Origin of the sequence: Pseudomonas sp. dw_358 (genome assembly GCF_018449655.1) — a bacterium.
Lineage (GTDB): Bacteria > Pseudomonadota > Gammaproteobacteria > Pseudomonadales > Pseudomonadaceae > Aquipseudomonas.
Genome location: NZ_JAAVUX010000001.1, coordinates 623,997 through 638,653, shown reverse-complemented (window position 1 = coordinate 638,653; position 14,657 = coordinate 623,997). Strand labels below are relative to the sequence as shown.

Sequence of the window (14,657 nt, the reverse complement as noted above, 5' to 3'; positions counted from 1 at the left end):
GTACTCCCTAGAGAAAAGGCAAGGCGCTGGGAAGGGCTCCATTCATTGGAGCGTATGCACCCAGCGTGCCAAGGGATTCTAACCTGCTGAAATGTATCACTGTCAAAAAGGTTTCAAAGAGGGGCAGCCAATGGGCGGTAAGTCTTGACGAGAGGGCCGTCGCTCAAAACCATTGCGCCCGGGCCCCCAGGCACACATCATCCCGCGCCTGCAGTAGCGTCAGCTCATGATGACAAGCGGGCACTTCCCACGTCAGAAAATACCGCGCAGCCTGCAACTTGCCCCGGTAGAAATCCTCATCCGCCGCATCGCCCTGCGTCAGGCCCTGTTCGGCATGGATGGCTTGCTCCAGCCAGCGCCAGCCGATGACGGTGTGGCCAAACACTTTCAGGTACAGCGCCGAGTTGGCCAAAGCGCGGGTGACCTGCCCCTGGGCAAGGTCGCCCAGCAGTTCGAGGGTCACTTTCTGCAGGGCATTGATCAGCCGTTCCAGAGGTGTGCGCAGCGCCGCCAGCCCCTCGAAGGGCAACGAGCGTTGGCAGGTCTGAGACATGGCCTTGAGCAGCAACTTGAGCCCGGCGCCGCCGTTCTGCCCAAGTTTGCGTCCCAGCAGGTCGAGGGACTGGATGCCGTGGGTGCCTTCATGGATGGGATTGAGGCGGTTGTCACGGTAGTACTGCTCCACTGGATACTCGCGGGTGTAGCCGTGGCCGCCGAGCACCTGGATGGCCAGTTCGTTGGCTTTGAGGCAGTACTCCGATGGCCACGATTTGACGATGGGCGTCAGCAGGTCCAGCAGTTGCCGAGCCTGGTCCCGGACGTCAGGGGCGGGGGCGGTTTGACTGTCATCGAACAGCCGAGCCGCGTACAAGGCGAGGTCGAAGGCGCCTTCTACGTAGGCCTTTTGCGTCAGTAACAGGCGCCGGATGTCCGCGTGCTCGATGATCGCTACCGGGCGAGTGGCCGGGTCCTTGTTGTCGGGCAGGCGGCCCTGTGGGCGTTGGCGGGCATAGTCCAGGGAATAGAGGTAGCCGGCATAGCCGAGCATCACGGCGCCGAGGCCGACGCCGATGCGTGCTTCGTTCATCATTTGAAACATACAGGCCATGCCTTGATGGGGCTGGCCAAGCAGGTAGCCGACGCACTCGCTGTTGTCGCCGAAGTTCAACGCGGTCGAGGTGGTGCCGCGCCAGCCCATCTTGTGGAACAGGCCGGCCAGCAGTACATCGTTGCGGGGGCCCAGGCTGGCGTCGTCGTTGACCAGAAACTTGGGCACGATGAACAGCGAGATGCCTTTGACCCCGGCCGGCGCGTCCGGCAGCTTGGCCAGTACCAGGTGGACGATGTTTTCGGCCAGAGAGTGGTCGCCGCCGGAAATGAAGATCTTGTTGCCACGCAACCGGTAGCTGCCGTCACCAAAGGGTTCGGCCCGGGTGCGGATATCGGCCAGGGACGAGCCGGCATGGGGCTCGGTCAAGGCCATGGTGCCGAAGAACCGGCCCTCGATCATCGGGTGCAGAAAGCGGCGTTTCTGCGCCTCGGTACCGAACGTTTCGATCAGGTTGGCCGCACCCATGGTCAGGAATGGGTAGGCCGTGGTGCCAACGTTGGCGGCCTGGAAGTGGGCAAAGCAGGCTTGGGACAACAGGGTCGGCAGCTGCATGCCGCCGGCCTCGAAATCCCGAGTGGCGTTGAGGAAACCGGCCTGCAGAAACCCGTCGACGGCGACCTTGACCTCGGGGATCAGCAACGCCTCGCCATTTTCGTAGCGTGGCTCGTTTTCGTCGGCTTTGCGGTTGTGGGGGGCGAACAGGTCTTCGGCAATCCGTCGCGCAGTGGCGATGGCGGCATCGAAGGTTTCGCGGCTGTGCTCGGCGAACCGCTCGCGTTCAGTCAAGGCCTGGGCGTCGAGCACCTCGTACAGTTCGAACGCCAGGTTGCGCGGGCAGAGCAGCGTCTGTGGCATAGGTCGGGCTCCGGCAGTAGAGGATCCGCCGAGAGTACAAGGACGTACGCCTGGCACCCACCATCATTTGTCGCCGTGATGGCGAGGGATGGTGGGGCAGGCGTTGGCTGTTACAAAGCCCTTAGCCGATGGTCATCAGGCTGGCGTTGCCACCTGCTGCCGCGGTGTTGACGCTCAAGGCGCGCTCGATCACCAAGCGTTCCAGCGCAATGGCCGTTTCGCCTTGAGACAGGCCCTGCACGCCAACGATGGCACCGCCACGCTGGGCGATCTGCTGGCACACACCGCGCAGCTGATCAGAGTCGCCGTGGTGCAGGACGGCGTCGAACACCACCTCATCCTTGTTCCAGTCGCTGACCAGCTGGATGCGCGCTTGTACCTCTTTCGGCAGGCGCCCGCGCAGGGTCTTGCCCAGCTCGCTGTCCGGCCATACGGCGCTGCTGCCAACGGCCAGAACGGCAGCCAGTTGAGTCAGCAGGTCGGCTTCGACCTCGGCCAGGCAGAGCACGTGCTCGCGTGGCAGGATCGAATAGCTGTTGCGCTCGCCGGTCGGGCCGGTGAGCAGGCGGCTGATCCCGCTTTGCGACTGCTGGGCAAACTGCTGGCAGACTTCATCCAGAGCGTTTTGCTGATTGCTCTGTGCCCAGGCTTGCAGGGCTTGCAATGGCTTGGCCATGGCGTCGCGCAGACGTACGTCCGGCGCAATGCTGCCGTCGGTGCGCAGGAAGGCCTGGCTGATGCTGTCTGCCGGGCAAGTCGACAGCAGCCGGTACAGGTACAGCGGGCCGCCGGCTTTAGGGCCGGTGCCCGACAGGCCTTCACCGCCGAACGGCTGTACGCCGACCACGGCGCCGACGATGTTGCGGTTGATGTAGACGTTGCCGGCGTTGACGTTGTCGATGACCTTGGCGATGGTCTCGTCGATGCGGGTGTGCACGCCCAGGGTCAGGCCGTAGCCCGAGGCGTTGATCTGGCCAATCAACTGGTCCAGCTCGCGGCGCTTGTAGCGCACCACGTGCAGCACCGGGCCGAAGATTTCCCGTTGCAGTTCGTCGAAGCTTTCCAGCTCGATCAGGGTCGGCATCACGTAGGTGCCGCGCTTGATTTCTTCGCTGTCGGCAATGGCCATTTGGTAAACGGTGCGGCCCTTGTCGCGCATGGCCTGGATGTGTTTCTCGATGCCGGCCTTGGCTTCGGCGTCGATCACCGGGCCGATGTCCACGTTCAGGCGTTCGGGGTTGCCCAGGCGTGCTTCGGCCATGGCGCCCTTGAGCATCTCGATCACGCGGTCGGCGGAGTCTTCCTGCAGGCACAGCACGCGCAGGGCCGAGCAGCGCTGGCCGGCACTGTCGAACGCCGAGGAGACGACGTCGATCACCACCTGTTCGGTCAGCGCCGACGAGTCGACGATCATGGCGTTCTGCCCGCCGGTCTCGGCAATCAGCGGGATCGGACGGCCGAAGTTGTCGAGGCGGCCGGCGATATTACGTTGCAGCAGGCGGGCGACCTCGGTGGAGCCCGTGAACATCACGCCTTTGACACGCTCGTCGGCGACCAGGCGGGCACCCACGGTCTCGCCACGGCCAGGCAGCAATTGCACCACGCCTTCAGGGATGCCTGCTTCCAGCAGAAGACGCACGGCCTGGGCCGCCACCAGCGGGGTCTGTTCTGCCGGTTTGGCCAGCACCGGGTTACCGGCGGCCAAGGCGGCCGCGACCTGGCCGCTGAAGATCGCCAGCGGGAAGTTCCACGGGCTGATGCACACCACGGGGCCCAGCGGGCGGTGGGCGTCGTTGCTGAAGTCGTTACGCGCCTGTACCGCGTAGTAACGCAGGAAGTCCACGGCTTCGCGCACTTCGGCGATGGCGTTGGCGAAGGTCTTGCCTGCTTCGCGAGCCAACAGGCCCATCAGCGGCTGGATTTCGGCTTCCATCAGGTCGGCAGCGCGCTCCAGAATCGCGGCCCGCTCGGCGGGCGGGGTCGCCTGCCAGATCGGCCCGGCGCTCAAGGCGCTGAGCATGGCGTGGTCGACATCGTCGACCGTGGCTTCCTGAACGTGACCGACCACATCGCGCAGGTCGGACGGGTTGAGAACCGGCTGGGCCGTACCTTCGCTGGCAGCGCAGCCCAGCATCGGGCCGGCTTTCCAGTCGTTATGAGCGGTGGCCAGCAGGGCCGACGACAGCGAGGCCAGGCGGTGTTCGTTGGCCAGGTCGATGCCGGCCGAGTTGGCACGTTCCGGCCCATAGAGGTCGCGAGGCAGCGGGATACGCGGGTGGGGCAGGCCGAAGCCACCTTCCTGGGTGGCCATCTTCTCGATAGTTGCCACCGGATCGGCCACCAGCTCCTGGATGGAGATCGACTGGTCGGCGATGCGGTTGACGAACGAGGTGTTGGCGCCGTTTTCCAGCAGTCGGCGCACCAGGTAGGCCAGCAGGGTTTCGTGAGTCCCGACGGGGGCATAGACCCGGCACGGTCGGTTCAGCTTGCCATCGGCAACCTTGCCCACCACCTGCTCGTAGAGCGGTTCACCCATGCCGTGCAGGCACTGGAACTCGTACTGACCGGGGTAATAGTTCTGCCCGGCAATATGGTAGATGGCCGCCAGGGTGTGGGCGTTGTGGGTGGCGAACTGCGGGTAGATGACTTCCGGCACCGACAGCAGCTTGCGGGCGCAGGCAATGTAGGACACGTCGGTGTACACCTTGCGGGTATACACCGGGTAGCCTTCCAGGCCTTCGACCTGGGCGCGCTTGATCTCGCTGTCCCAGTATGCGCCTTTCACCAGGCGGATCATCAGGCGGTGGCGGCTGCGGCGCGCCAGGTCGATGACGCAATCGATCACGTACGGGCAACGCTTCTGGTAGGCCTGGATGACGAAGCCGATGCCGTTCCAGCCAGTCAGTTGCGGCTCGAAGCACAAGCGTTCGAGCAGGTCCAGGGACAGCTCCAGGCGGTCGGCTTCCTCGGCGTCGATGTTCAGGCCGATGTCGTATTGCTTGGCCAGCAGGGTCAGCGACAGCAGGCGCGGGTACAGTTCGCTCATCACGCGCTCGTACTGGGCGCGGCTGTAGCGCGGGTGCAGGGCCGAGAGCTTGATGGAGATGCCCGGACCTTCATAGATGCCGCGGCCATGGGAGGCCTTGCCGATGGAGTGGATCGCCTGCTCGTAGGACGCCAGGTACTTCTGTGCGTCGTGCTCGGTCAGTGCCGCTTCGCCGAGCATGTCGTAGGAGTAGCGAAAGCCCTTGCTCTCGAAGCGGCTGGCGTTGGCCAGGGCTTCGGCGATGGTCTCGCCGGTGACGAACTGCTCGCCCATCAGGCGCATGGCCATGTCGACGCCTTTGCGGATCATCGGCTCGCCGCTCTTGCCGATGATGCGCGAGAGGGACGAGGTCAGGCCGGTTTCGTTGTGGGTCGAGACCAGCTTGCCGGTCAGCAGCAGGCCCCAAGTGGCGGCGTTGACGAACAGCGACGGGCTGTTGCCCAGGTGCGGGTGCCAGTTGCCCGTGCTGATCTTGTCGCGGATCAGGGCGTCGCGGGTGCCCTTGTCCGGGATACGCAGCAGGGCTTCGGCGAGGCACATCAGGGCCACGCCTTCCTGGGAGCTCAGGGAGAATTCCTGCAGCAGGCCCTGGACAATACCGGCCCGGCCGCCAGCGCTCTTCTGGTTGCGCAGCTTTTCGGCAATGCCGGCGGCCAGCTTGTGGGTGGCTTCGGCCATGGCCACGGGCAGGCGTGCCTGCTCCAGCAGCATCGGCACCACTTCCTGCTCGGGACGACGGTAGGCGCCGGTGATGGCCGCGCGCAGCACCGACTGCGGGAGAATGCTCTCGGCAAATTCGAGGAAGCATTGATGCGTCGGGTCGGCCAGGATCTCGCCGATTTCTTCGGCGGTCTTGTCGCCCATACCGTTGAGATCGGACAGTGTCGCGCCACCCTCGAGTTTCTCGAGGTAGTTGAAAATCGCCTGCTTGATCAGCCAGTGCGGCGTGCGGTCGATGGAGTGAGCCGCGGCCTTCAAACGATCGCGAGTCGGGTCGTCAAGTTTGACCCCAAGGGTGGTGGTCGCCAATTTCTTATCCTCATCAAAGCCACTCGATCGGGTGGCATCAGCTGACGCAAGGTTATCCCGAGGTGAACATGGGTGCAACCAGGTGCAACCAGTTATTTGAACTTATTTCATGAGCGGTAATGGGTGGAAATGGCAATAGGAAAGCTCTGCTCTTTGCTGGTGCGAAGGCCAATAAATCCGGGGTTTGTGCGCCAAAATGTGACTGTAATTTCTTGTCGCAATCTATCAGGCTTTCAGCGCGGCCGCCGCTCTGTTTCTGGTTGCACCTCAAATGAAGGTACTCCTAGGATGCCCCTGCTTGGTGCAACCGGTTTCCGGGTTGCTCCCGATAATAATGACTATGGGGCTTGAGGCTATGTTTGCCAGCAATCCAACCGTGATCACGTTTGTGATCTACATCCTTTTAATGGTCGCGATCGGTCTGCTCGCCTACCGCTCCACCCGCAACCTCTCCGACTACATCCTCGGTGGCCGGCGGCTGGGCAGTGTGGTGACGGCCCTTTCGGCTGGCGCCTCGGACATGAGCGGCTGGCTGTTGATGGGCTTGCCTGGAGCGATCTACCTCTCAGGGTTGTCCGAAGCCTGGATCGCCGTCGGCCTGATCGCCGGTGCTTATCTGAACTGGCGTCTGGTTGCCGGGCGCCTGCGGGTGCAGACCGAGCATCATGGCGATGCGTTGACGCTGCCCGACTACCTGGCGCGGCGCTTCGATGACCACAGCGGCCTGCTGCGGGTGATTTCGGCGCTGGTGATTCTGGTGTTCTTCACCCTCTATTGTGCTTCCGGCGTTGTGGCGGGCGCATGGTTGTTCGAGACCATCTTCGGCCTGCCTTACTCCACTGCAATCTGGGCGGGCGCCGCTGCGACGGTGGCCTACACCTTCATCGGCGGGTTCCTCGCGGTCAGCTGGACCGATACCGTGCAAGCTACGCTGGTGCTGTTCGCGCTTATCCTGACGCCGATCATTGTGGTGTTGGCCACCGGTGGTGTCGACACCACCTTCCTGGCCATCGAGTCAGTCTCGCCGGAGCATTTCAATGTGCTCAAGGGCGCGACGTTCGTCGGCGTGATCTCGTTGCTGGGCTGGGGCTTGGGCTATTTCGGCCAGCCGCACATCCTGACGCGTTTCATGGCTGCCGATTCGGCGAAGTCCATCGTCAAGGCGCGGCGGATCTCCATGACCCGGATGATCCTGTGCCTGCTCGGCACCATTGCCGTGGGCTTTTTCGGCTTCGCCTGGTATGCGGCGGTGGGAGCAGACGCGGGCGTGACCCTGGCCAACCCGGAGCATGTCTTCATTGAAATGGCCAAGCTGCTGTTCAATCCCTGGGTCGCCGGAGTGTTGCTGTCCGCCATCATGGCGGCGGTGATGAGCACCTTGAGCACCCAGTTGCTGGTCTGCTCCAGCGCGCTGACCGAGGACATCTACAAGGTCTTCCTGCGAAAGCAGGCGGGGGCGCAGGAGCTGGTCTGGGTCGGTCGGGCGATGGTGCTGCTGGTGGCGTGCGCGGCAATTGGTATCGCGGCTGACCCCGCCAACCGTGTGCTGGGCCTGGTGAGTTATGCCTGGGCCGGTTTCGGCGCGGCGTTCGGCCCGGTGGTGCTGCTGTCGGTGTTGTGGAAGGGCATGACGCGCAACGGCGCGTTGGCAGGGATCGTGGTGGGCGCGGTGACCGTGCTGGTCTGGAAGCAGTTTGCGTTGCTGGGCCTGTACGAGATCATTCCAGGCTTCCTCTTCGCCACGCTGTCTATCGTCCTGGTCAGTCGGATGGATGGGCGGCCCGAGGGTGATATGGTCAAGCGCTTCGAAGCGGCTGAAACCGCCTATCAGGCCGACTGCTGAGGCGCCATCCGACGCGCTGGCCTTTGGCTGGTGCGTCGGCTCAAGGTAAACTTCCCGGCCTTGCAGGAGTTGCCATGAATTATCGTCACGCCTATCACGCCGGCAACCACGCCGACGTCTTCAAACACCTCGTCCTGACCCGGCTGATTGCGCTGATGTCGCGCAAGGAACAGCCGTTTGCCTACCTGGACACCCATGCCGGACTGGGGCTTTACGACCTGCGCGGCGATCAGGCCACGCGCACCGGTGAATGGCTGGAGGGCATCGGGCGCTTGTGGCAGGCCACGGATCGCCCTGCCTTGGTGGACGATTACCTGCGGGTGATCAACCGCATGAACCCGGACGGCGAGCTGCGTTACTACCCCGGTTCGCCAGAGCTGTCCCGGCGCCTGATGCGCCAGCAGGATCGTGTGCTGCTCAACGAGAAGCACCCGGAAGACGGTCAGTTGCTCAAGGACAACATGAAAAAGGATCCGCGGGTCGCCGTGCACCTGGGGGAGGGCTGGCATGTGCCGCGTGCCCTGCTGCCGGTGCCGGAAAAACGCGCAGTGATGCTGATTGATCCCCCCTTCGAGCAACTCGACGAGCTGCAGCGCTGCGCCAAGGCGTTGAAGGAAGCCATTAGCCGGATGCGCCAGACGGTGGTCGCCATCTGGTACCCGATCAAGGACCCTCGCGCCTTGCGGCGTTTTTATCAGGACCTGGCCGGCAGCGGTGCGCCGAAGCTGTTGCGCGTGGAGTTGCTGGTGCACCCGGTGGACACACCGGACTCGCTGAACGGCTCGGGCCTGGCGATCGCCAACCCGCCGTGGGGGCTGGAAGAGGAGTTACGCGAGCTGCTGCCATGGCTGGCGCAGCTGCTGGGGCAGACACGGGGTGGCTGGACGCTGGATTGGTTGATTGCTGAATCCTGAAGACCGCGCCAGGCACATCGCAGGCAAGTCTTGCCCCACAGCGTCGGCCCTGGATCGGAGCTGACACTGTGGGAGCAGGGCTTGCCCGTGATGGGATTGATGCGGGTCTGCCTGGCTCACGCCGGCAAACAAACTCCCGTCCCGCCCAGCCCGCAATAACCCTGCGGGTTCTTCGCCAGGTACTGCTGGTGGTACGCCTCGGCGTAATAGAACGCTGGCGCCATCTGCACCTCGGTGGTGATCTCGCCTAAACCGGCCTTGCTCAGTTCAGCCTGGAAGACCTCCTGGCTGGCCAGCGCCGCCTGCAACTGCGCCTCGCTGGTGCAATAGATCACTGAACGGTACTGGGTGCCGATATCGCCACCTTGGCGCATGCCCTGGGTCGGGTTGTGAGCTTCCCAGAACACCTTGAGCAGTGCGTCATAGGACGTTTGCTTCGGGTCGAACACCACCAGCACCACTTCACTGTGGCCGGTCAGGCCCGAACAGGTCTCTTCATAAGTGGGGTTGGCGGTGAAGCCACCGGCGTAACCCACGGCGGTGGTGTACACCCCCGGTTGTTGCCACAGGCGCCGCTCGGCGCCCCAGAAGCAACCAAGCCCGAACACCGCCTGCTCCAGGCCCGATGCAAAAGGGCCGGTCAGCGGCTTGCCATTGACGAAGTGTTCGTCGGGGACAGCCATGGGCGTTTCACGGCCAGGCAGGGCTTGGGCGGCAGTGGGCAGTACATTCTTGTTCACGAGTATTTCCGAGCGCAGGGCCATGAGATCGACTCTCCGGGCTGATGACTTTAGGTAGACAGTCATTTTGCCACAGTGTCCGATCAGACGTCCGGCCCGCGAGGGTAGCGACGCAGTCGCTCGATAAGTTCCTGGCTGGGGATCGGCCGGTCAAACAGGTAGCCTTGGCCGACGTCGCAGCGATGCCGACGCAAGAAGGCGAGCTGCTCGGCGGTCTCGATGCCTTCAGCCACCACTTTGAGCTTGAGGTTGTGGGCCATGGCAATCACCGCCGAGGTGATCTCCATATCGTCCTGATTGTCCGGGATTTCGTGGATGAAGCTGCGATCGATCTTGATGATGTCGATCGGGAATTTCTTCAGATAGCTCAGGGACGAATAGCCCGTGCCGAAGTCGTCCATGGCCAGGGTCAGGCCCAGGCTTTTGAGTTGGTCAAGTTGCCGGTGGGTGTCCTCGGTGGCCTCCAGCAGCAGGCCTTCGGTCAACTCCAGTTCCAGCAACTCGGCGTCGAGTTGCTCTTCGGTGAGGATGCTGGCGATGGACGACACTAGGTCCGGATCGGAGAACTGCTTGGGCGACAGATTGATCGCCACTTGCAGACGGCCCAGCCCGGCCTCGGTCATCGCCTTGCTCATGCGGCAGGCCTGGCGTGCAACCCATTTTCCGATAGGAATGATCAGCCCGGTCTCTTCGGCCACGCTGATGAACTGGTCCGGGCGGATCATGCCTTTTTCCGGATGGTTCCAGCGCAGCAAGGCCTCCAGCCCCAGCAGGCGCCCGGTCTTCAGGCACAGCTTGGGCTGGTAGAAGACTTCCAGTTCGTTCTGGGTCAGGGCGCGACGCAGGTTGTTTTCCACGAACAGCTTGTAGCTGGCCTCGGCGTTCAGCGCCTCGGTGAATACCTGCACCTGATGCTTGCCATTGGCCTTGGCCTTGTGCAGAGCCAGGCCGGCATTCTTCATCAGGGTCTGGGGGTCGCGGCCGTGCAGCGGCGCGCAGGCCAGGCCTACGGACCCGGTGACGTTGATCAGTTGGTTGTCGACGAACATTGGCTTGTCGAGCGTCTTGAGCACCTGGATGGCGATCTGTTGGCCGAGTTCCAGATCGGTGTCGTCCAACAGTACCGCGAACTCATTGCTGGCAAAGCGCGCGAGGCTGCCGCTGGGGCTGAGGCTGTTGCGCAGGCGCCGGGCCAGGCTGATCAGCAACTTGTCGCCGGTCTGGTGACCCAGGCTGTCGTTGATGCGCTTGAAGTTGTCGATGTCCACCAGCAGCAGGCTGATGGGCGTGTCGCTGTCTCGGGCAAAGCGTTCATCGAGGTTGCGAATGAAGGCCGGACGGTTGCCCAGGCTGGTCAGGTTGTCGGTGTAGGCCAGGCGCTCGATGCGCTGCTGGGCCAGCTTGCTCTGGGTGACATCCTCGTAGATGCCGATGTAGTGGGTCAGCTCGCGGTCATCGCCATACACCTTGGAGATCGACAGCTGGCCCCAGTAGGGTTCGAGGTTTTTGCGTCGGCTCTTGAATTCGCCTTGCCAGCTGTTGTTGCTGGCCAGGCTCGAACGGGCGTCGAACATCAGCTCGCTGAGATTTTCCAGTGCCGGCAGCTCGGACAGCCGCACCCCTTGGACTTCATCCGAGCTGTATTGGGTGATCGCAGTGAAGCTCGGGTTGACGTATTCGACGATGCCATCGCGGTTGACCAGCAAAAACGCATTGGCGCTTTGTTCCACCGCGCGCTGGAACAGATGCAGGGCGCTGGTGGCGGTCCGGCGGCGGTGGTTGTTGATGACCTGGGCAAATTGATCGGCCAATTCCCCGGCAAAGGCGATCTCGTCCGCCTGCCAGACCCGTGATGTGCCGGTCTGCTCCAGGCAGAGCACGCCCACCAGTTGGCCGTCCACGCGAATGCCGGCGTCCAGCAGGGCGGCGACATCGCGCTTGCGTAGACTGGGGGCCATTTCTCGGGTGCGTGGGTCGCTGCTGACATCGTTGATGTTGACCGCGCGGCTGGTGTGCAGCGCGTCGAGGTAATTGGGGTATTGGCCGATGTCCAGAGTGGCCAACGCACGATAAGCGTCATCCCCCCGATTGAAGCTGGTGATCGGCTCCAGCCGGTCGCCGTCGAGATTCCACAGGCTCGCGGATTCGACAGCGTAGATCTGGCAGGCGCTGCGCGTGATCAGCTCGGCGGCTTCGAGCAACGGGTCGTTCGTCTGGTAGCGCTGGCGGGCCAGACGCAGAATCAACGCCTGCTGGGCGCGGACCCGTTCCAGATGGTGCAGCTGTTCCTGCTGGGTCTTCTGGTTCAGCTCCAGGGCGGCCTGCAGCCGGCTGTTCTGGGTTTCCAGTTCGTTGGCACTGGGGCTGGCCGCCAGCGGCTCGGCCGGGTCCACCACGAGCAGATAACCGCGCAGCAACTGGCGATTGTGCTGCTTGTAGGCTTCGCCGATTTCCAGCAGATGCAACGGCCCTTGAGCGGTGTGCAGGGTGTAGCGGATGCGGTAGTTGTTTTTATCGGCCAACTGCTGCTGGACGGCGTCGTGCAGTTGATAGCGTGCCTCGGGCTCCATGAGGCTCGCGTAGGGCGAGCCGATCAGGGCGCACAGCTCGGAAGCCGGCAGGCCGAAGTGCTTTTCACAGTTGGGGTCGAGGAACAGCAACGCCCAGTTGGCCTCGTTCAGCCGCTCGAAACGAAGCATGCCGAGCCGTGAAGGCACCGGTAGCTGCGTCACGACCTCGGCCACCATGCGGCTGGCGGCATCCGGTTGGCTTTTCATTGAGAGCTCACTTAAGGGAGTGCTATGCGCCACCGTTCGACTGCGTGAACCAGCGCGTGCAGTAAGGTTGCATCAAGCGCGACAGACTGACAAGCAATACAGTGGCGCCTTGCCTCTATGTTGTCGGCCACGTCGCGAATTTCTGTAATTTCAGGGTTGGAAATCTGGATCCGATAGGCTTTTTTGATGCCTGGCGCTTGTTTACACTGAAAAGCTCGATCAATCCTCAGCAAATGGCCCTTGTGTATCGGCCCTCATTCGCCAGACGGATAGCATTGATTCGAGGCAAAAAAATCCCCGCCGGAGGGCAGGGATTTTGAGGTCGGGCCAAGTGCCCGCAAAGGCGTGCGTGGCCCCGGCAGCAGCGCCGGGGTCAGGCGGGTTATAGCAGCAGTGTACGGATGTCCGCCAGCAGCTCACCAAGGCGCTTGGTGTAGCGTGCGGCAGTGGCACCGTTGATGACGCGATGGTCGTAGGACAACGACAACGGCAGCATCAGCTTGGGCTGGAAGGCTTTGCCGTCCCAGACCGGCTGGATGGTGGCCTTGGAGACGCCGAGGATCGCCACTTCCGGTGCATTGACGATCGGCGTGAAGCCGGTACCGCCGATGTGACCGAGGCTGGAGATGGTGAAGCAGGCGCCCTGCATCTCGTCCGCAGACAGCTTCTTGGTGCGGGCTTTTTCGGCCAGCGCCGCCGCTTCGCCGGCCAGTTGCAGCAGGCTTTTCTGATCGACGTTCTTGATCACCGGCACCAGCAAGCCATCCGGGGTGTCTACGGCAAAGCCGATGTTGACGTACTTCTTGCGGATGATCGCTTTGCCGCTGGGCGCCAACGAGCTGTTGAAGTCCGGCAGTTCCTTCTGCAAGTGGGCGCAGGCCTTGAGCAGCAGGGGCAGGACGGTCAGCTTGACGCCGGCCTTTTCCGCCACGGCTTTCTGGGCCACGCGGAAAGCTTCCAACTCGGTGATGTCAGCCTGGTCGAACTGGGTCACGTGCGGCACGTTCAGCCAGCTGCGGTGCAGGTTGGTGGCACCCGCCTGCATCAGGCGCGTCATCGGCACTTCTTCGATTTCACCGAAGCGGCTGAAGTCCACCACGGGAATCGGTGGAATACCTGCGCCGCCGGTCGCGCCCGCGCCAGCGGCCGGAGCGGTTTTGGCCTGGGTCATGATCGATTTGACGTAAGCCTGCACGTCTTCCTTGAGGACACGACCGTGCGGGCCGGTAGCGCCCACGGCGCTCAGCTCGACGCCGAACTCGCGAGCCAGCTGACGCACGGCCGGGCCGGCGTGAACCTTGGCACCGCTGGCAGCCGCCGGAGCAGCGGCAGGTGCCGCTGCTTCAGCCTTGGCCGGAGCAGGCGCGGCCGCCGCCTGGGCCGGTGCAGCCGCAGCCGAGACTGGCGCCGCAGCCGGTGCCGGTGCCGCGCCCTTGACCTTCAACTTGAGGATCAGGTCGCCGGTGCCGACTTCATCGTCCAGCTTGATGCTGACGCTTTCCACCACGCCGGCCGCAGGAGACGGAATCTCCATGCTGGCCTTGTCCGATTCCAGGGTAATCAGCGACTGGTCAGCGGCCACGGTGTCGCCGGCCTTGACCAGTACCTCGATGATCTTGGCCTTGCCGGCCGAACCGATGTCCGGGACATGAATGTCCTGAACACTGTCGGCGGCTGGCGCTGCAGGCGCAGCAGCCGGTGCCGGAGCCGCAGCAGCCTGAGCCTGAGCCGGTGCAGTGGCAGGTGCTGCCGCCGGGGCTGCGCCTTGCACCTTGAGCTTGAGGATCAGGTCGCCGGTACCGACTTCGTCGTTGAGCTTGACGCTGATGCTCTCGACCACGCCGGCCGCTGGCGATGGAATCTCCATGCTGGCCTTGTCCGATTCCAGGGTGATCAGCGACTGGTCAGCTTCGACGGTATCGCCGACCTTGACCGAAATCTCGATGATCTGTGCCTTGCCCGACGAGCCGATGTCCGGAACATGGATATCCTGGCTCGACGCCGCGGCGGCTGGAGCAGGAGCTGCCGGTGCCGCCGGAGCGACTGGGGCTGCTTCGGCTTTCGGCGCAGCAGCAGGGGCGGCCGCCTTGGGCGCCTCGGCGGCGCCCTCGACTTCCAGCTCCAGCAGTTCGTCGCCTTCTTTCAGGCGGTCGCCCAGCTTGACCTTGATGCTCTTGATCACGCCAGCCTTGGGGGCCGGCACTTCCATGCTGGCCTTGTCCGACTCGAGGGTGAGCAGGCTCTGCTCGGCCTCGATGCGGTCGCCGACCTTGACCAGCAATTCAATGACTTCACCTTCACCGCTGCCGATGTCAGGTACGCGAATGAGTTCGCTCACGAAA

The 14,657-nt window shown here is 63.4% G+C and carries 7 protein-coding genes; 2 read left to right on the top strand and 5 right to left on the bottom strand.

The genetic code is table 11. The features are described 5' to 3' along the window. Positions 1-163: 163 nt before the first annotated feature. Both HB675_RS02940 and putA read right to left on the bottom strand, forming a co-directional pair. Positions 164-1,966, bottom strand: a complete 1,803-nt coding sequence (locus tag HB675_RS02940; RefSeq protein ID WP_213875583.1) for an acyl-CoA dehydrogenase — start codon at positions 1,964-1,966, stop codon at positions 164-166. Positions 1,967-2,087: 121 nt separating this feature from the next. Beyond that, positions 2,088-6,041 (bottom strand): trifunctional transcriptional regulator/proline dehydrogenase/L-glutamate gamma-semialdehyde dehydrogenase, encoded by a 3,954-nt coding sequence (putA, locus tag HB675_RS02935; RefSeq protein ID WP_213875582.1) that lies wholly within the window; start codon positions 6,039-6,041, stop codon positions 2,088-2,090. Positions 6,042-6,396: 355 nt separating this feature from the next. On the opposite strand from putA, the gene putP reads away from it, so the two are divergent. After that, entirely contained in the window at positions 6,397-7,884 is a 1,488-nt protein-coding gene (gene putP / locus HB675_RS02930; RefSeq protein ID WP_213875581.1) for a sodium/proline symporter PutP, read from the top strand. 74 nt (positions 7,885-7,958) lie between these two features. Beyond that, positions 7,959-8,798, top strand: a complete 840-nt coding sequence (gene rlmJ / locus HB675_RS02925) for a 23S rRNA (adenine(2030)-N(6))-methyltransferase RlmJ (RefSeq protein ID WP_213875580.1) — start codon at positions 7,959-7,961, stop codon at positions 8,796-8,798. Positions 8,799-8,914: 116 nt separating this feature from the next. Here rlmJ and msrA read toward each other — a convergent pair whose 3' ends face one another. The 3 genes from msrA to aceF form a co-directional block, all read right to left on the bottom strand. Next, on the bottom strand, positions 8,915-9,562 hold the full coding sequence (msrA, locus tag HB675_RS02920) for a peptide-methionine (S)-S-oxide reductase MsrA (protein WP_213875579.1): 648 nt from the start codon (positions 9,560-9,562) through the stop codon (positions 8,915-8,917). A gap of 59 nt (positions 9,563-9,621) precedes the next feature. Next, positions 9,622-12,315 (bottom strand): EAL domain-containing protein, encoded by a 2,694-nt coding sequence (locus HB675_RS02915; RefSeq protein ID WP_213875578.1) that lies wholly within the window; start codon positions 12,313-12,315, stop codon positions 9,622-9,624. A 382-nt stretch (positions 12,316-12,697) separates the two neighbouring features. Then, the gene (gene aceF / locus HB675_RS02910) at positions 12,698-14,653 is read right to left on the bottom strand and encodes a dihydrolipoyllysine-residue acetyltransferase (RefSeq protein ID WP_213875577.1); all 1,956 of its coding nucleotides are present in this window, start codon (positions 14,651-14,653) and stop codon (positions 12,698-12,700) included. Positions 14,654-14,657 lie beyond the last annotated feature (4 nt).

Bases quoted from the DNA above. Each gene is read 5' to 3' on its own strand.
- msrA (WP_213875579.1), bottom strand. From the start codon at position 9,562: ATGGCCCTGCGCTCGGAAATACTCGTGAACAAGAATGTACTGCCCACT.
- HB675_RS02940 (WP_213875583.1), bottom strand. From the start codon at position 1,966: ATGCCACAGACGCTGCTCTGCCCGCGCAACCTGGCGTTCGAACTGTAC.
- HB675_RS02915 (WP_213875578.1), bottom strand. From the start codon at position 12,315: ATGAAAAGCCAACCGGATGCCGCCAGCCGCATGGTGGCCGAGGTCGTG.
- putP (WP_213875581.1), top strand. From the start codon at position 6,397: ATGTTTGCCAGCAATCCAACCGTGATCACGTTTGTGATCTACATCCTT.
- rlmJ (WP_213875580.1), top strand. From the start codon at position 7,959: ATGAATTATCGTCACGCCTATCACGCCGGCAACCACGCCGACGTCTTC.